Here is a 19,040-nt window from a genome sequence, read left to right as displayed (position 1 = left end):
GGCTTCCTAGCCGATTGCAATGGCAATCATCTTTGAATTCTTAGTTTACGTATAGTTTCTATATATTTTTTATGACCTCTCCCCACTCTATTATATTTTATTGGGGGTATCAAGTTTGTTTAAAGATTTTACTAAATATATGATAAGTTGCGCTTCTTATATTTATAATATAACATGATAATTATAATTTGTCAATAGTTATTATTAATCAACAAAGGAAATTTTATAATTCAGATCCATAATTTTGTGGTATAATTTTATGTATATGAAAGAAAATAACAAGTCACTGATTTCGAGAATATTTTCTTGAATTGCTTATAAAATAACAATGAAAAGAGGTTTAATGATGAATAAAAAAGAGTTGGCAAACATAAGAAAAGGGTTTAAATTAGATAGTGGCATGATGAAAATCCAGGAGATTTATAGTGTTTATCTAAAAAAAGATAATGTACGAATTGATTATGAGCCAGTTATTCATTCAGAATTTGATTACTTTGATAGAATGGATATGGATAAAAAAGAGTTGTTCTTAGGTAATTTTAAGAAAGTTCTTACCGGTGCTATTGATACTAAAATTTTCGAGTTGAATGTTCAAAATATAAAAGAAGAAAATAATACTCAAGAAATTTTAGGTGGTGCTTTAAAATCAAGTGATAAAAATGAAATTCAAAGCTACATTAATAAGCTTATTGAAAAGATTGCGGCTAACTATAAATATGAAACTGATGTGGTGGTTACTTTCATTAAAGCTGAATACTGGCTAGGCTCTAGCCACAAAAATATGGATGCAAATGAAAGTATCGATGATGCTGTCCAAGCCTTTAACTTTATCCTAGCAAGTGTAAACAAAATAGATATTCCAAAGAGAACCCTAAAATTCGACTACACTGATAAGGAATTTAAAGCAAATTCAGCCCTAGATTCGGTTATTAATCTTAATGCCCCCTTAGAAGGCTTTATGTTTCCTAGCCTAACTAATGGGTATTCAGATATTAATAAAATTTTATATTACGCCTCAAAACCTAAGGAATTAAACACAGACTTTATTGAAAATGTTCTTAACTGTGCTTTTAAATTTACTGCTGAAGATGAAAAAAATTGCTTTAGTGATATATTAAAATCTATAATTGGAGATAAAATAAAACCTGAACTTATGCAAGATATTTATGCGAACATCCACGAATTTGCAGAGCAAGCTGACGAAGGTGAAACTCCTACTCTTTGCGCTAAAGATATTAAAAATATCCTTAACAATTCTGGTGCAGAGATTATATGCGATATAGAAACTGCTTTTGAGGAAACTTGTGGTAGCGAATATGATTTTAAGATAAACAATATTGTACCTGAATTTAATGCAAAATCCATTAAAATTACTAGTGAAATTGCAAATATTACTTTAACACCTAAGGAACTAAATTCAATTAAACAAGTAAAAAATAAGGACGGTAGAAGATGTCTACTTATTGAAATTGATGAGGATATTGTTATAGAAGGCTTTAAATTAGAAACTGAAGAGTTTTAAATTCTAACCCTCATAATAAAAGGAGAATATTAGTGTCATCTAAGATGCACTAATATTCTCCTTTTATTCTATATTTGTTCTTAGGCCTACCAACTTTACCGTATTCCATTTCAACTACAAGTTTTTGTTCTTTCTCTAAATAATCTAAGTATCTTCTAGCAGTTATTCTAGAAACTCCGATATTTTTTGCCATCTGTTCTGATGTAAAAGAATTATCTTTCATGTTAGATATACCCACTAAAACTTTTTCGTAGGTGTATTGATTAAATCCCTTAATGTCACCAATATTCCCATCATATTCTATCACATGTCTATTCTCTTTTATGGTATATTTATCAATAGCTCCTTGCTCCATACTATCAAAGTTTTTAAAACTATTCTTTCTACTTTTAAATTGAAGAAGTGCTTCTTTAAATCTATTGAATATAAAGGGTTTAACTAAATAATCTACTGCACCATATCGAAAGGCTTCTTCAACCGTTTCTGTGTTCCTATCTGCTGTGATTAATATAACATCACATTTAAAATTTTGGAGTCGTATCCACTTTAATAAATCTATACCCTTCCCTTGAGGAAAAAAAACATCTAATAATATTAATTCAGGTTTCCCTCTTAATACAACTTCTTTTGCTTTTTCAATCGAGTTAACGCTATCATATAGTGTAAATCCCTCTATCTTTTTTAAAAATTTTTCGTTGATTTTTGCCACCATTGGGTCATCTTCAACAATAAGAACCTTAATCATATCATCTACCCCCTTTTCATCGGTATAAAAATATCCCATATGGTTCCATTTTCTTGCAGAATATTTATATCTCCACCAGCATAATCTATTATTTGCTTTACAATACTAAGCCCAAATCCTCTATTTCCAACTTTAGTTGTAAATCCGCGAACAAAAACACTATCCATTATATTTTCACTAATTCCAGGCCCATTATCCTGAATCCTTATTCTAAGTGCTTCATTAGTAGAATTTAATCTTATAAATATCCTACCATTTTCAAATTTCACTAATTCTTCAATAGAATTTTCTATTAAGTTTCCAATAACAGAGCAAATTTCATCTACTGTTATGTTTTCAGGAATTTTATCTATATAAGAATTTGAATCAATTTCTAAAGAAATCTTTGCTTCTGTTGCCTTGCTATATTTAGCAAGTAAGATCCCTGCTATGTGCGCATTCTTAATTTTTTTATTGAGAATATCAGAAACTTCGCCTCGTAGCTTCGATATATGACAAATATATTCAATTACCTCATCATATTCTTCTAATTGTATAAGTCCTGAAATAGTGTGAAGTTTGTTCATAAACTCGTGATTTTGTGCTCTTAAGGCACAGGTCATTTTTTTAATTCCCGTTAATTCTTCTGCCATATTCTTAACTTCTGTTAAGTCCTGAAAACTGGATACAACACCTATAATCTCTTCTCTATAATTTTTTAATAAGGTATGACTGCACATAAGGGTTCTATTCTGGCGTATTTTAATTTCTTGATTATATACCCCTTCATGAGTCCTCAATACTTCCATCATTTCATCTGTATAATTAAAGTTAAAATTAACAATCTTTTTACCTATATCCTCATCTTCTAGTTGTAATATTTCCTTAGCTATTTTATTAAAGAGTATTACTTTACCATCTTTATCAATAGCTAGAATTCCATTTTTAAGATTCTGCAAAATTAAGTCTCTCTGACCTAATAGAAGTGCAATTTCCTTTGGCTCTAGACCAAATATGCTCTTTTTTATTCTATTTGATAAAATGGCTGCGGCAATTATACCCATTAAAAGTCCACCTACTAAAGCTATCTTTAAACAAAATAAATGAAAGCTAAGTTCAGCATACACGGTATCGGTTAATAGACCCACTAAAACTGCTCCTACTTGTTCTCCTTTATAATATATGGGTACGAAGGCTCTTATTGCAGAAATCAGCACATTCCTGTCCTTAGATACATAAGACTCACCCTTTGCAATTACCCGTTCTTCTCCACCATCAGCATATTTTTTGCCTAGCGAATTTCCAAAGGGATAAGAATATTTTATTCCCTTCATATCCATAACAATAATATATTTAAATCTAGTTTTATCTCTGAAACTTTCTATAGTCTTTTGAACAGTTCCATAATCATTTGAGGTTGCTAAAGTTTCTTCAATTATATCAATAGAAGCAATAGTTACAGCTAAATCCATAGCATTATTTCCCATTTGAGTTTCCACAGAATTTCGTGCTTGGTAATAAGTAACAACTCCTATACTACCGATCACGATAAATATTATAATGCTCATAAATATTGTTAATCTATACTGTAATTTCAATAACACTCCACCTCATATTGTCATTTTTTAACTTTTGCTTTATTTAACCCATCCTTAATTGCTTTTATGAGCCCATCACTCGTATATGTAGCTCCTGCCACAACCTCAACCTCTGAACTATTGGCTTTAATGACTCTCACTGGGATCTTTTCATAAACTATATTAGCTATTATTGGTATTTCTTGTTGCTCCAATATCTTAATTTCTTTTATTTCATATTTGTCAGTTGCTATTTGTACTTTTATAGGCCCAATATGTCCTTCTGCATTTCCCTCATAGATTCCTTCTTTATAAATTATATTTTTAGAACCACAAGACACTAGGCTAGTTGCTAAAACTATTATTAAAGTTAGTCCTAATAATTTTTTCAAATAAGTCTCCCCTCTTGTTATTACCCTTGACCTTCTCTGGAGTAAATATCGGTTATTATAATAAAATCGATTTTGAGCTTCTTCTCATTTCAAGTATACCATTTACTAGTCCATTATAAAACTCTTGAGAATTATTTTAATATTTTTATATCCAAGGACAAAATATCCCCTCTAAAATGTCGATTATAATAAAGAAAAATAAGCCAATTATACTTAGAATTAAAATTCCTGAGTACATTTGTATATAGTTAATTCTCATCCATGAATCCATAATAAAATATCCCATGCCGTATTCAGTTCCGAAATTTTCAGTAAAAAATAAAACCGATATTGCTGTGCCTATGCCTATCCTAAGAGATGTTAATATAGCTTTAAGAATCCCTGGAAAAACAATTTCTTTTATTATTTGAAAATTTGTTGCTCCCAATGAATACATAGGATAAAAAACATCTTCAGGAATATTTTTCACTTCATCTCGTATATTAACTACTACGGGAAAAAAGGTAATTAAAAATATCATAACTATTTTTGTCAAATCTCCTAACCCAAAAATAAGCATTACTATAGGAAGTAATGCAATCTTGGGTATTGGATAATTAAAATATATAATTGGTGAAAATATTAAATCAATTTTTTTAAAGTATCCCATTAAAATACCCACTGGCACACCTATTGCCAATGTAAATAATATACCTACCATAATTCTATTAAAACTGTAAATAACATGGATTGAAATATCCTTATGAAAAGTTGTAAATATATTTATAACTATTGCATATGGTGGTGGAAATAAAGGCTTACTAATAATCATTGCTATTATTTGCCATAAACTAAAAATAATGATAAAAGCAATAACAAAATTAATTATTTTATATTCTTTAAGTCTCATTACTATGCGTCCCCTTTAAGAATTTTTCTAAGTTTACTATTTACATGGATATATTCTAAATCTACCTCCGTAGTTACACGTCCAAACAATGGATTGCTTATAACTTCAACTATTTTTCCTGGAGACGATGAGATTACAGCTATGTCCTTTGCTAAATATATTGCTTCCTTAATATCATGGGTTACAAGGATGGTGGTAACCTTATGTTCTTCCCATACTTCTAAAAACAATTTTTGAACATCCTCCCTAGTCATAGCATCTAATGCAGAAAAAGATTCATCCATTAAAAGTAAATCTGGTTTTAATAATAGAGCTCTAGCCAGGGAAACTCTCTGCATTTGTCCCCCACTTAGCTGACTGGGGTACCTTTTAACAAAGTCTTCAAGCTTTAACTCTTTTAGAATTTTTTTATAAAATTCTATATCTATATTCACCTTGCCATCTTTAATTTTAGTTGAAAGAAATATGTTTTCTTCTACGTTTTTCCATTTAACTAGTCCGTAATTCTGAGGTATTAACCCAATTCTATGATTTTTAGGATCTACTGTTTTTCCATCTATTAAAACTTCACCTTCATAGTCTACAATAATTCCTGCTAAAACTTTTAATAAGGTTGATTTGCCTCCCCCTGAGGGGCCAATTACAGCACATATTTCCCCCTTTTTCACTGTTAAATTTGCATTTTCTATCGCCTTTACATTTTTGTCTACATTTTTATAACAAACATTTAAATTATTTATTTTTATCATTTATTTCCACTCCACTCATGACATAAATCACTATCTATATCTAAGTTTTCAAGAATCCTCCCCACAGTGATATTTATAATATCGTCAATGGTTTTAGGCTTTTGATAAAAAGCTGGCATAGGCGGTATTATTCTAACATTTAAATCACTTAAAAAAAGCATGTTCTGAAGGTGAATAGAACTTAGAGGAGTTTCTCTTGGAATCAAAATCAACTTTCTTTTTTCTTTAATAATTACATCCGCAGCTCTTATTAGTAAATTATCGGAAGTACCACTTCGTATTTTTGAAAGGGTTCCCATTGAGCATGGCACAATTACCATTCCATCAGTCTTAAAGGAACCGCTTGCTATAGAGGAAAACATATCGTCTATTTCACATAGTTTAAGCGTTCCTTTGGTTTTATTCATATTTTGGAGCCATTCCTCAAAATTAATTTCAACCTCATATTCTAAAACCTTTCTACCATTATCTGTAATAACCAAATAAACTTCATTATCTTTTTCTATTAGTTCTTCTATAAGTCGTACACCGTAAATGCTACCACTAGCTCCAGTAATCCCTACTATATATCTTCCCAAATAAATCACCTCTTAATTATAATATATAAACATATCTAATACAGTAAAAACAAATATCAAAACACTTACAACTTGGTTTATGTGATAAGAAGCAATTTTCATCTTCTTTTCGTTTGTTGGCGATACAATATAATGTTCTAATGCTAATAAAATAGCACTTATAAAAATACCAAATAAATATATAAGACCTGTATGCATTATAAAATATAAGCTAAATAAAAGTAAAATCATAATAAAGTGAAACAAGGTGGATATGTATAAAGCCCCCTTTAGGCCAAATTTAGCAGGTATAGAAAATAAACCTGCCTTTCTATCAAAGTCAATATCTTGAGTTGCATAAATTATATCAAACCCTGCTACCCATAGAGTAACTACAGCACCTAAAATAATTGGTGTGAGCGCAAATTTTCCTGTTACTGCAAGCCATGCTCCCACAGGAGCTCCTCCACAAGTAATACCTAGAATAATATGGCATATCCATGTAAATCTTTTAGTATAGGAATAAATTATAAAAAGAAAAAGCGCCACTGGTGATAATAGAAAACATAAATCATTTAATTCATAGGCTGCTAAAATAAAGATTGAAAAACACAGTATTATGATTCCCCAGACTTCATAATCCTTTACTATTCCTTTTGGCAAATGTCTACTTGCCGTTCTAGGATTCTTTTTATCAATATCTTTATCTACAATTCTATTGAGAGCATTAGCTCCATTGCGAGCTCCAATCAAAGCAATTAATATCCAAAATATTGTAGGACCTGAAGGTAACCCATCTGCTGCCCAAATCATTGCTATTAAAGCGAAAGGAAGTGAAAATAATGTATGCGAAAACATAACTAACTCTCCATATTTTTTAAGTTTCTTTAATACCATATTCCTTCCACCTCTTATCTACCATTTCCTTAATTTCATCCGACATTTCTATATCATCTGGCCAAGGTCTTAAATGTCCTTCTGTGGGCCATTTTTTTGTAGCATCTATACCTATTCTAGATCCATAATGAGGAGTATTTGATGCATGGTCTAGTGCATCTAAAGGTCCATCTGAAATTACTAGATCCCTCTTAGGGTCAATATTGTTAAATACTTTCCATGCAACGGTTGAAATATCATGTGGATCTATATTTTCATCTACAACTATAATCATTTTTGTATACATCATTTGTCCAAGACCCCATAGCGCATTCATAACTTTATGAGCATGCTTTGGATAGGCTTTTTTAATAGAAACAATTACACAATTATGAAATACTCCTTCTAAAGGGAAATTCATGTCTATTATTTCTGGGCATTGAACCTTTATTAGGGGTAAAAAAATCCGTTCTGTAGCTTTTCCTAGGTAACAATCTTCCATAGGAGGCTTACCTACAACGGTTGTAACATATACTGGATTCTTTTTTCTTGTAATCTTTTCAATATGAAACACGGGATACATATCTTCAAGAGAATAATATCCTGTATGGTCACCGAAGGGGCCTTCTAGTCTTTTTTCATCTAAGTCTACATATCCTTCTAGTACAAATTCAGCATTAGCAGGTACATAAATGTCATTGGTGATACATTTAACAATTTCTAAAGGTGATTTTCTAAGAAATCCTGCAAAAATCATTTCATCTATCATTTTTGGAAGTGGTGCAGTTGCTGCATATATAGTTGCCGGGTCACAGCCTATGGCTACAGATACAGGCATTTTCATTCCAATCTTCCTATATTTTTCATATATCTCTTTGCCGTCTTTATGTAGATGCCAATGCATACCAGTGGTATTTTTATCATATACTTGAAGCCTATACATTCCAACGTTCTGCTGGTTAGTCTCTGGATCCTTTGTTATTACGAGTGGCAGTGTTATGTATCGTCCTCCATCTTTTGGCCAGCACTTTAATATTGGAAGTGTACTTAAATCCGCTTCCTCTATTATCTCTTGACAAGGTGCATTTTTGACTTTTTTAGGAAATACCCTTGCAAGCCTAGCAAGTTTTGGAATAGATTTTACCTTATTCATTAACGTTATGTAATTAGTAACGTCCATAAAATCCATTATAGTCTCCGCAATTTCATCAAGATCTTCCACTTCTAGTCCATAGTTAATTCTTTCGTAGCTTCCTAAAGAATTAATTAATACTGGGTAGTCAGAATTTTTCACATTCTTAAAAAGCAATGCATTACCATTTTTTTTTGAAACCCTATCAGCTATCTCCGTAATTTCAAGATCACTATCTACTTCTATTTCAATTTCATCTAAAAGTTTTTTTTCTTTCAAATAATTTATAAAATCCTGTAAATCTTTATAAGCCATAAAATGACTCCTTTCTAGAATTCATTAAGAATTCCGAGTTAATAATTTTTGTGTGATATCTTTAATTATTTCTTTACTTTCACAATCAGGTAATTTTTCTATATAATCAAAAGCTTTTTTAGTATATTTATTCGCTAAGTTTTGAGCTTTATCTATTCCTTTGTATTTATTAACTAATATAGTTATTTCGCGTACATCTTCATCACTTAATGAAGAGTTATCTAAAATAGTAGCGATCCTATTTTCTTTGTCCCCTACCATAGCATATATTAGGGGTAGTGTATAATACCCTTTTATTAAATCACTTTGAGGATTTTTCCCTAGTTTATTAGCATCTCCACTGTAATCCAGCGAATCATCTATAATTTGGAAAGCCATTCCAATATAGTAACCAACTCTTCCGAGTAATTTTGAAGTTTTCTCACTACAGTTAGATTCCTTTGCACCAGTGTAAAAGCTGATAGCAAATAAAGCTGCTGTTTTTCCAGATATAATCTTTATATATTTTTTAAGGCTTGTGTTTCTTGCGTATCTTATATTGTATTGTCTTATTTCCCCTATACATATTTTAGATATAGCCTTTGAAATATCTCTTAAGTTTTCCGTAGAATAATCAAATCCAGATAGCATTATAAAACATTGACAAAATAAAAAATCACCTATATACACTGCATATTCTTTACTGTATTTATGTTGTATGGTTTCTGTGCCGCGCCTCAGTTTTGATTCATCTACAATATCGTCATGAACTAATGTTGCCATATGCATCATTTCAATGGCAGCCGCTAAATTATACATTTTATCACAGTTATACTCCCCGAATTTTGCTGCTAATAACAGAAAGGCAGGCCTTAACATCTTGCCTCCTGCGTCAACTAATGGAGAAATAGCTTCATCAAACTTTTTCTCACTAGATTTTACATTGTTCTTAATTATTTTCTGAATGCTTTTCAATTCCTCTGCAATATCAGGGTAATCACCCCAAAACTTACTCATTTTATCACCTATGTCCAATTATTATTTTAAAATCTTTTTTTCATTTTATAACTATTAATTTCTTATTATAATTATTCCACTACAAAATCAAATGTCCTTTTAATTATTTTTAAAAGGACATTTGATTTATAAAATTCAATTTTTAATTATATAACTGTTGTTTAAATGTATAATTGTTAATCAACGTATAAATAAGATTTTTTAACAAATCCTATACGCTTCCAATATTTTTTAAGTACTGGTAATACATAGTAATCTAACCCGAAAGTACTTCCAGATCCACCTATAAGCGCGATTCCTGCACTTAAGTACCATAACATCTCAGTAGGAGCCATTCCTGAAGTCCAAATCATTATACCCATAGCAATTGACATAAGCGAAGCTAATGCTGTAAATAATCCAACTATCAATAATAATCCTACGCATATTTCTGCAATTACCATACCTGTTTGGAAAACTGAAGCTAAAGTCGTAAATCCACCGTCCCCTGTATAAAAGAAAGTATCCATAGACAATTTAACCATTTTCCCTATAAAACCTGGCACTGGCAAGGATGCCACTGCAGTCGTTGCCGCTTCTACTGCAGTCTTTGCTCCTTCTGCCGCAGCCGTTGCTGCAGTTGCTCCATCAACTACTGGAGCAGGTATTAAGAATATTTTTGAAGGATCGGCTATTATTTTAGGTAATTTTGCAAGCCCTTCTGATAACCACTTGTAACCAACGAATATTCTTAGTACTACTAGCCAAAAATTTGGAGATGACTTTGAAAAATGTCCACCTACAAGGCTTCTATTATCTTTAACATGGAAAAATTCATGCAATAAATATGAAAAGCATTTGTTAAACCCAGCAACCTGGATAAAGTACACAATATTTATAAAGTGTTTAACAAATAATGCGAAGAACCCAGATAAACTATAGAATTTTTTGCCGGATCCAATGCTTGCTAATCCATATTTACCACCTATGCATACCATTGCACCATGGAATGTAGGTTTATAAGATTTTTTTTCTAAGCCTAATATATCACTATAAACATTATGTGCAATTAATTCAGCAGATGCTTCTGCATTTTCAACCATCTGAGGAACAGGTCTTTCCTCACCTTCTGGAATAAAGAAGATATTATCACCAACAATATAAACATTTTTATAATCTAAAGATTGTAACTTGTCGTCAGTTACTATTCTTTTTCTACCCTTTTGCGCTATATCCATTTTACCGACAATATCTGAACCTTCAACACCAGCTGTCCAAATTACCGTGTAGGTATTAATGGTACCATTATTTCTTATTGTAGCACAATCTTTTGTAACTTCCGTAACACCGGCATTAGTTAGTACTTTAACTCCTAATTTGTTAAGTCTTTTCTTAGCTTTTGCAATTAACTTATCCGGAAAAGTAGGTAATATTTTAGGCAAGTCATCTACTAAATATAACGTTACCTCTTCTTCTCCTATGTAAAATTCCTTACATAATCTTTCTTTCCACTCCCCTAATTCACCCATCATTTCAACACCTGTGAACCCACCGCCAACAACAATAAACGTTAGCAGTTTTTGTCTTTCTGCTTTGTTTGGTTCTTTCACAGCTTTTCTGAACATTTGAAGGATATGCTCTTTTAAATTTACAGCATCTTCGTATGACCATAATTTGTGGCAGTATTCCTGCGCGCCGTTTATGCCAAAGTAAGTTGGCTTGGAGCCAGCACCAATAACTAGATAATCGTAATTATAGTTATTATTTTTAGATTTTAACACATTATTTTTAAAATCTAAATCTGTAATTTCGTCAAGTACAACCTCTACTTTTCTTTTTGCAAATATTTTTTTCAGATCAATTCTGATTGATTCTTCCGTTACCCTTCCAGCTGCCACTTCATGAAGTTCAGTAAGTAATGTATGGTATGGATTTTGATCTATAAGAGTAATTTCAACATTCTCATCTTTTTTAAACTTTTTAGCTAGTTTCTTCGCGGTTAATATTCCGCCATATCCGCCTCCAAGTATAGCTATTCTTTTCTTTTCACTCATACTATATCCCCTTCTGTTTAAAATTATTATTTTATAGGACTGTTTTTATAAAAATCATAGTTTATAAATATCAAACCATAGAATTATTAATACATTAGATTAAAATATATTACTTTATAAAAAATTAAATATGTTATTAACACTATCACCAAGTCTTTATTTATTTTGAACTTCCTTAGTTAAAATTTTATCATAATAATTTTAGCTAAGCAAATAAGAAAGCGATTTGTTCATTAATAATGTATTTTGTTAATTTAGTTCATGTATATGTTCCACGAGCTGGGTCTATAGCTGTTTACACTAGTTTAAATAAGTGTTATGATAACTGCGTTATTTACATTTCATTACAGCGCTTTATATTATTTTATCCATACTTCACTTTTTTTAAACTTTCTAAAATTATATTATTGGAGGCACTTTATGAAAAAAAATTTTTTAACACTTATGTTAGTATTAATAATGAGTATAAGCATCATTGGTTGTTCTAACAATCAAAAAAAAGATACAAGTTCACAATCCCTAAAGACTCTAACTATTGGTGTTATGCCTGATTTAGATTCCCTTCCACTTATTATAGCAGAGCACAATGGATATTTTAAGCAAGAAGGTTTCCAGGTAAAACTAGAGCATTTTAAAAGTGCATCGGATAGGGATACAGCTCTTCAAACCGGGAAAATTCATGGAGCAATATCTGATATGCTTTCGGTAGTATTTTTTAACGACAATAACTTTGATGTTAAAATCACATCAAAGACAGAAGGTAGCTTTAAATTGATCTCTGGAAAGAATTCTAATATTTCTAAAATTGAACAAGCTGATGGAAAATCCATAGGGATTTCTAAAAATACTATTATTGAATACTTAACAGATAGAATTATAGAAAGTTCAAACATAGATGTTAACTCACAAAAAAAAGTTGCAATACCAAAAATACCTACTCGCCTTGAGATGCTAACTAATGGTAAATTAGATATGGCTACATTACCAGAACCTCTTGCAAGTACTGCGATTTCTGCAGGTGGCAAGATTTTGAGTAGTTCTGATAAACTAGGTATAAACCCTGGTGTAATGTTATTCACAAAAGATGCAGTATCCTCAAAATCTGAAGAGATAAAATCATTTTATAGAGCTTATAATAAAGCTGTTGAATACTTGAATAAAGAAAAACCTGAAAGCTATATTGATTTTGTAATTAAAGAAGCTGGCTTCCCTGATACAATAAAAAGCACACTAACTATTCCGAATTATTCAAAGGCTTCTATGCCACCAGAAAAAGAGTTACAGGAAGTTATGACTTGGCTTAAAGCAAAAAAACTAACTACTAATAATTACAAATTACAAGACTTATCAAATAGTTCATTTATTAAATAATATACCACTGTAATAATATATAACCTCTTTTTCACTTAGTGTAGAAAGAGGCTACATCACTAGTAAAGGAAGGTGCTTTAATATGAGTAGATTTTTTAACAACAATGAAATAGAATTATTAGCTCCTGCAGGAACTTTCGAAATTTTTGAAAAGGTTATTCACAGCGGTGCTGATGCTGTATATTTGGGCGGCAAAAAATTAAATATGCGTATGCATCGAAAAGATTACAACCTGTCAAATGATGAATTAGAAAAAGCAATCAATATTGCTCATTCTTTAAATAAAAAAGTTTATGTAACAGTAAACAATCTTTTTAGTCAGCAGGATTTAAAAGATGCGGTGGAATATCTAAAATTCTTAGAAAAAGCTGGACCAGATGCTTTAATTATTCAAGATTTTAGCATATTAGAGTTAATAAATAGTTTAAATTTAAACCTAACTATCCATTCATCTGTAATGATGAATGTTCACAACTTAGAGACTATTAAAGCACTTCGAGGTTGTGGAATTACTAGGATTGTTGCGTCCAGGGACATGGATTTACAAACCATAAAGAACTTGCATTACCAAACCGATATGGAATTCGAATATTTTGCTCATGGAGATATGTGCATTGCCCATGGTGCTCAATGTTTGTATAGTGGCATGCTTTTCGGAAAGAGTAGTAATCGAGGACTTTGCATGAAGCCCTGCCGTTGGAATTTTACAATGAAACAAGATGGTCTAGCTTATCCTACAGAATATCCAATGGCTGTAAAAGATATGTATATGTATGAACATCTACCTGAAATGATTGAGGCAGGTATCCTCTCCTTTAAAATAGAAGGAAGAATGAAAGATGCAGATTATCTAGTTACCATGATTAATTACTACAGCGATGCTATAAATAGATATATTGATGACCCTATTTGCTATGATAGAAAAAAAGATGCCCAAAGTATTTATGGAACCCGCATTAGAGACTTATCTACCTGCAGTGCCTTTGGAAACCCAGGGCTCTCAAATATCAATAGACGCTATGAAGGTACGGGGAAATTTTATAGCCATGGTAAAGTTTTTAGTAAGCCTGTAGAAGAAATCGAAATTAGTAAAGAAACGGTAGAACAAATCAAGACCCTTTTGAATGAAAAAACTTCTCTAGCACAGAAACCTAATCTAAGTGTAAAAGTCAATTCCTATTCACAAGCTAAAGTCGCGATAGAGGTCGGTGTAGACGCGATTTATTTATCTGGAGAAGTTTTTGCGCCAAACCTTCCTTTTAGCAAGAGTGAAATACTTAAATTAACAAATGGAAAAGGAAATACAAAAATATATCTAGGCTTTCCAAAAATGATGTTTGAAGAGGATTTTTCAAAATACAATCATTTACTTGTGAGAAATAACTTAGGACTTGATGGCTTATTAGTAACCAATTTAGGAGCTATTCATAAATACAAATCTTTAGGACTTGAGCTTATTGGAGATTATTCCTTAAACATTTATAATCAATATGCGACTAGTTTCTATGAAAAGCAACGTTTATCTGTTGCTACACTTTCTGTAGAGACCCCACTGCTAGACGCTAAACAGACCATTGCTAAATCACCAATTCCTATTGAAATCATAGTTCACGGCTCTCCAACAGTTATGTATATGGATCATAATTTATATGAGAATACCAAAGTCTTAGAGTCTGTGATATGCGAGAATAATTCTCACGTAGATAACAAGGTGTTAGTTTTAGTTGATGAAAAAAAACATGAACACCCAATATATCAAGATAACTATGGCAGGAATCATATGATGCTTTATAAAGAGCTTTGTTATCTTCCCTTTTTAAAAGAACTAAATGATATTGGTGTAAACCATTTTAGAATTGAAGCTTGTCATTATGATACTAATAATCTACGAAAAGTTTTAAGTATTTACAGAGAAGCCATTAATGACTTAAGCAAATGTGAAGAATTATTCCATTCCCTAAGTCCTAGTGATGCTGGATTTACCCTTGGAGCATTTCAATTTAATAATGAAGGCGGTTATAATAATGTGTAATTATATAGGTCCTGAAAAAATTATTCAAAAGAAAAAAGAATTCCTTTTTCCCTGTTCGCAGCATTTTTATAAAAACCCACCTCAGATTACACGTGGAGAAATGCAGTATTTATTTGATTCAGAAGGTAAAAAATATCTCGATTTTTTTGCAGGAGTTTCTGTTGTTAATTGCGGTCATTGTAACCCTGAAATTTTAGATGCAACAATAGAACAAATGAAAACCCTTCAACATACAAGTACTATATATTTAACACAGCCAATAGTTGATCTAGCTGAAAAACTTTCATCTGTATTACCTGGGGATGTTAATCATTCGTTCTTCTGCTGTACGGGCTCAGAAGCTAATGAAGGTGCTCTTTTACTTGCTAGACTTTACACAGGCAGAAATGAATTTATTTCATTGAATAATAGCTTACATGGTAGAACTTATTTAACTATGAGTGTTACAGGAATACCTATGTGGAGAGCAGATCCTACGCTTTCTGATTGTGTTACCTTTGCCCCCAATACTTATGCTAAAGAGAAAAGCATTGAAGCAGCAGCTACAGAATCCTTAGAATCTGTAGAAAAATTAATTGAGGCTAAAGGACCAGATAAGATTGCTGCTTTAATTGCAGAGCCCGTGCAAGGTAATGGAGGCATTATAACTCCACCTCAGTGGTATTTCAAAAAATTAAAAACTCTACTTGAAAAACATGGAATACTATTAATTATTGATGAAGTTCAAACAGGATTTGCAAGAACTGGTAAGATGTTTGCCATAGAACATTATGAAATAATTCCAGATATAATTACAGTGGCAAAAGCTCTTGGAAACGGAATGCCGATATCAGCTTTTTGCACGAATGATAAAATTGCAGCAACATTTACCAAAGCTTCTGCATCTACTTTAGGTGGAAATCCAGTAGCTGCAAGTACTGCTATAGCTGTCCTTGACTACATTTCTAAAAATAACTTATGTATAAATGCAGAAAATTTAGGAGTAAAATTAAAAAGTGGCCTTCTTAAACTTAAGGAAAAGTACTCAATAATTTATGATGTTAGAGGTATAGGCCTTATGTTAGGTGTAGAGCTAGTAAAAGAAAATGGTGAACCAGCGTTTAAAGAAACTGACTTTGTATTAGAGATATTAAAGGATGAAGGCATTCTTTTAGGTAAAAATGGAATAGGTAGAAATGTGCTAGCTCTCCAGCCACCTCTTGTTATAACAGAAAATGATGTAGATTTTATGATAGATAAATTAAATTTAGCTTTGAGTAAATTATGTTAGTTTCCACGTGCTAATATAATACAATATGTTCATTAATGATATATTCGAATAAAAAAACTAAGTCTTAACTTTTAAGACTTAGTTTTTTATTGCAGTTATGTGTTTGTATTGCTGAAAAGCAAATGATAAATATTACATATCTCTAGGATCTATATCATTAATCATTTTTGCAGTCCCCAGTATGTACCATTTAACTTCCTTTTTCTCTACGCTTGATACTTTACCAAGTATTCGAGATTTAGACATAAGTCCTGCAAGTGAACCTACAAATGAAGGTGTATTTAATTGCACTTTCTTGATTTTTTTCACACTATCTATATCTTTAATAGTAGGCTCCTTAGGAATAGAGTTGTTTATTTCTTTACTCGTTTTACCTTTTTCTTTACTGGTAGCCCCCAAATCTTCTAGTGTTTTATAGATTTTTTCCATCATATGTTTTTTTCTTTCAATACTTATGCTAGGACTTTCAACTTCTGTGTATTCTACTGATTTTTTCATAATCATCGTTCCTTCCTTTAATTACAATAACCTAATAATGTGTTTATATCTATTATAACATGATTGTTAACATTTTTTTTAAAAATACTGAAATTTAAAATAGTGCAACTAGTGACACTATTTCATTTCAATTAAATTATCCCAATATTTCTTTGGCATATGTTGCATTTGTAGTCTTTTATTACTCCTTTCTTGTATGCCAACACTTTTATGAAAAACTTTCCAAAGGTTTCGATAGAATAACTCTTCCTTCTCATTACTTTCTAATTTTTCAAATTTCAAATCCCTTAATATCCATTCATGATTTTCATAAACTACACCTGTTTTTCTCTTCACATCATGAATTATCCACTTTTCATTTGTAAGTCTTGCTTTAAAGTGATTTGCTATGAGCTCAAGAATATTGTAAGTAGGTTCAATTGCTGCATACAATATGCCCTTGAATTCTTGAAATCTAACTAATCCTAAAAATCTATGTGCTTCAAAGCCAACTTTTCTAGAATATTTCTGTACTTCATTTACAATGTCATCTGTTAAAAAATCATTAACTTTACTCCCTAACTTAAACCCTAACTGAATATATTTAAATAATATTAACTCTATTCCTTGTACCTCAGATAAAAACGCTTGATACACATGAATTAATGCATCTTTTGATATTTTTTCTAGTATTGACTTAGATACTTTATTTGATTTTATTATATCAGTTTCTATAAACTTGTCCTTATATATCATGTCAAAAGTATATCTATCTACCCTATCTATGCATTCAGGTATTCTATCATAGTAACAACCATATACAACAGATAAAAACCCATCGAAACTTCCATCATAAATGTATCTAAACAAATAAATCACTCCTTTGAGTAAACAAGCTCATTTGTTGTGGCTTATCAAAACTTTCATAGTCTAATAAATAATTTTTGATCCTTCCTCTTTCCATCGCCTTATCTCCATAAAATTTACCACTACAAGTTATAAAGTATCTAGCTCTTTTGAGCACTACTCCTATTTTTTTTAAATTATCATAGGAAAGATTGCAAAGTCTTCTTGATTTTATAATTCTTAAAGCCGATGTTACTCCTATTCCAGGCACTCTAAGTAATGTTTCATAGGGAGCGTTATTTACTTCTAACGGAAACTTATCCAAATTATTTAATGCCCAAAAGGCTTTGGGATCTAAATTTATATCAAAGTTCGGATTTTGCTCATCTAATAATTCATTTGCCTTAAATCCATAATATCTTAAAAGCCAATCTGCTTGATACATTCTATGTTCTTTTAATATTGGAGGTGTGCTTTGAATAGCGGGTAAATTTGCGTGCTGCACCACCGGCACATAAGCAGAATAATACACCCTCTTAAGCCCAAAAGTATTATATAATCCTTCAGTAAGACTAATTACTCTTAAATCACTTTCATTAGTTGCCCCTACCATTATCTGAGTACTTTGTCCACCAGGAGTAAATCTAGGAGCTTTAAATCCTTTTTTCTTATATTCATTAGATTCTATTATACTGTGTTTAATAAGTCGCATAGGTTTTAATATATCTGCCTTATTCTTTTGAGGTGCTAAGAGTTTTAAGCTTTTTTCTGACGGCAACTCAATATTTACACTCATTCTGTCTGCATACAATCCCGCCTCATATATGAGCTTTGGATCAGAGCCTGGAATAGCTTTTACATGAATATATCCATTAAATTTGTGAATCAGTCTTAAATCCTTTAAAATTCTCACTAAATTTTCCATCGTGTAATCTGGGCTTCTTTCTACCCCAGAACTTAAAAATAATCCTTCGATATAATTTCTTCTATAGAAATTTATAGTTAAATCTACTACTTCTTTTGGAGTAAAGCTTGTTCTCTCCAGATCATTACTAGCTCTATTAATACAATATTTACAATCGTATATGCATTTATTGGTATACAAAATTTTAAGTAGCGAAATACATCTACCATCCTGTGACCAGGAATGGCAAATACCTGTTGATGCTGCATTACCTATGCCTCCCTTTGTGTTCTTTCTATTAGAACCGCTCGAAGAACAAGACGCATCATACTTCGCTGAATTAGATAATATTTCAAGTTTTTTCATTATATCCACTTT

17 protein-coding genes are annotated in these 19,040 nt (G+C 31.2%); 4 read left to right on the top strand and 13 right to left on the bottom strand.

The features are described 5' to 3' along the window. Positions 1-328 precede the first annotated feature (328 nt). Positions 329-1,522 (top strand): DUF4317 domain-containing protein, encoded by a 1,194-nt coding sequence (locus tag KTC92_RS03170; protein ID WP_258280669.1) that lies wholly within the window; start codon positions 329-331, stop codon positions 1,520-1,522. Positions 1,523-1,571: 49 nt separating this feature from the next. On the opposite strand, the gene KTC92_RS03165 is transcribed toward KTC92_RS03170, so the two are convergent. The 10 genes from KTC92_RS03165 to KTC92_RS03120 form a co-directional block, all read right to left on the bottom strand. Next, positions 1,572-2,267 carry a response regulator gene (locus tag KTC92_RS03165; RefSeq protein WP_165412788.1) on the bottom strand — a complete coding sequence of 232 codons (696 nt, stop codon included), beginning with the start codon at positions 2,265-2,267 and terminating at the stop codon, positions 1,572-1,574. Between the two features lie 5 nt (positions 2,268-2,272). Then, the gene (locus KTC92_RS03160; RefSeq protein ID WP_258280668.1) at positions 2,273-3,814 is read right to left on the bottom strand and encodes a sensor histidine kinase; all 1,542 of its coding nucleotides are present in this window, start codon (positions 3,812-3,814) and stop codon (positions 2,273-2,275) included. A gap of 50 nt (positions 3,815-3,864) precedes the next feature. Further along, on the bottom strand, positions 3,865-4,215 hold the full coding sequence (locus tag KTC92_RS03155; protein WP_165412786.1) for an FMN-binding protein: 351 nt from the start codon (positions 4,213-4,215) through the stop codon (positions 3,865-3,867). Positions 4,216-4,360: 145 nt separating this feature from the next. Then, entirely contained in the window at positions 4,361-5,104 is a 744-nt protein-coding gene (locus tag KTC92_RS03150) for an ABC transporter permease (protein WP_216302835.1), read from the bottom strand. 2 nt (positions 5,105-5,106) lie between these two features. Beyond that, positions 5,107-5,853, bottom strand: a complete 747-nt coding sequence (locus tag KTC92_RS03145) for an ATP-binding cassette domain-containing protein (RefSeq protein ID WP_216302834.1) — start codon at positions 5,851-5,853, stop codon at positions 5,107-5,109. Then, positions 5,850-6,431, bottom strand: a complete 582-nt coding sequence (locus KTC92_RS03140) for a UbiX family flavin prenyltransferase (protein WP_165412783.1) — start codon at positions 6,429-6,431, stop codon at positions 5,850-5,852. Before KTC92_RS03140 ends, KTC92_RS03145 begins: the two co-directional genes overlap by 4 nt. 12 nt (positions 6,432-6,443) lie before the next feature. After that, positions 6,444-7,307, bottom strand: a complete 864-nt coding sequence (locus tag KTC92_RS03135; protein ID WP_220286561.1) for a UbiA-like polyprenyltransferase — start codon at positions 7,305-7,307, stop codon at positions 6,444-6,446. Continuing rightward, the gene (locus KTC92_RS03130) at positions 7,288-8,733 is read right to left on the bottom strand and encodes a menaquinone biosynthesis decarboxylase (protein WP_216302832.1); all 1,446 of its coding nucleotides are present in this window, start codon (positions 8,731-8,733) and stop codon (positions 7,288-7,290) included. The genes KTC92_RS03135 and KTC92_RS03130 overlap by 20 nt, the downstream gene beginning before the upstream one ends. Before the next feature lie 24 nt (positions 8,734-8,757). After that, positions 8,758-9,729, bottom strand: coding sequence for a polyprenyl synthetase family protein (locus KTC92_RS03125; protein WP_216302831.1), 972 nt, complete (start codon positions 9,727-9,729; stop codon positions 8,758-8,760). Positions 9,730-9,905: 176 nt separating this feature from the next. After that, on the bottom strand, positions 9,906-11,762 hold the full coding sequence (locus KTC92_RS03120) for an FAD-dependent oxidoreductase (protein WP_216302830.1): 1,857 nt from the start codon (positions 11,760-11,762) through the stop codon (positions 9,906-9,908). 420 nt (positions 11,763-12,182) lie between these two features. Between KTC92_RS03120 and KTC92_RS03115 the strand changes: the two genes are divergently transcribed. From KTC92_RS03115 to KTC92_RS03105, 3 genes are all read left to right on the top strand, one after another. After that, complete coding sequence (locus KTC92_RS03115; protein WP_216302829.1) at positions 12,183-13,133, top strand: ABC transporter substrate-binding protein; 951 nt, start codon at positions 12,183-12,185, stop codon at positions 13,131-13,133. Between the two features lie 82 nt (positions 13,134-13,215). Then, positions 13,216-15,165: a peptidase U32 family protein gene (locus KTC92_RS03110; RefSeq protein ID WP_220286562.1), complete on the top strand. Its 1,950-nt coding sequence runs from the start codon at positions 13,216-13,218 to the stop codon at positions 15,163-15,165. Then, positions 15,158-16,435, top strand: coding sequence for an aspartate aminotransferase family protein (locus KTC92_RS03105; RefSeq protein WP_220286600.1), 1,278 nt, complete (start codon positions 15,158-15,160; stop codon positions 16,433-16,435). Before KTC92_RS03110 ends, KTC92_RS03105 begins: the two co-directional genes overlap by 8 nt. A 132-nt stretch (positions 16,436-16,567) precedes the next feature. On the opposite strand, the gene KTC92_RS03100 is transcribed toward KTC92_RS03105, so the two are convergent. From KTC92_RS03100 to KTC92_RS03090, 3 genes are all read right to left on the bottom strand, one after another. Next, on the bottom strand, positions 16,568-16,933 hold the full coding sequence (locus KTC92_RS03100; protein WP_216302826.1) for a hypothetical protein: 366 nt from the start codon (positions 16,931-16,933) through the stop codon (positions 16,568-16,570). 117 nt (positions 16,934-17,050) lie between these two features. Beyond that, on the bottom strand, positions 17,051-17,782 hold the full coding sequence (locus KTC92_RS03095; RefSeq protein WP_216302825.1) for a TIGR03915 family putative DNA repair protein: 732 nt from the start codon (positions 17,780-17,782) through the stop codon (positions 17,051-17,053). Then, complete coding sequence (locus KTC92_RS03090) at positions 17,775-19,037, bottom strand: putative DNA modification/repair radical SAM protein (RefSeq protein WP_216302824.1); 1,263 nt, start codon at positions 19,035-19,037, stop codon at positions 17,775-17,777. Before KTC92_RS03090 ends, KTC92_RS03095 begins: the two co-directional genes overlap by 8 nt. Between the last annotated feature and the right edge of the window lie 3 nt (positions 19,038-19,040).

Source organism: Clostridium sp. CM027, from assembly GCF_024730565.1.
Classification (GTDB): domain Bacteria; phylum Bacillota; class Clostridia; order Clostridiales; family Clostridiaceae; genus Clostridium_AD; species Clostridium_AD estertheticum_B.
This window is presented reverse-complemented; position numbering and strand designations above follow the sequence as displayed.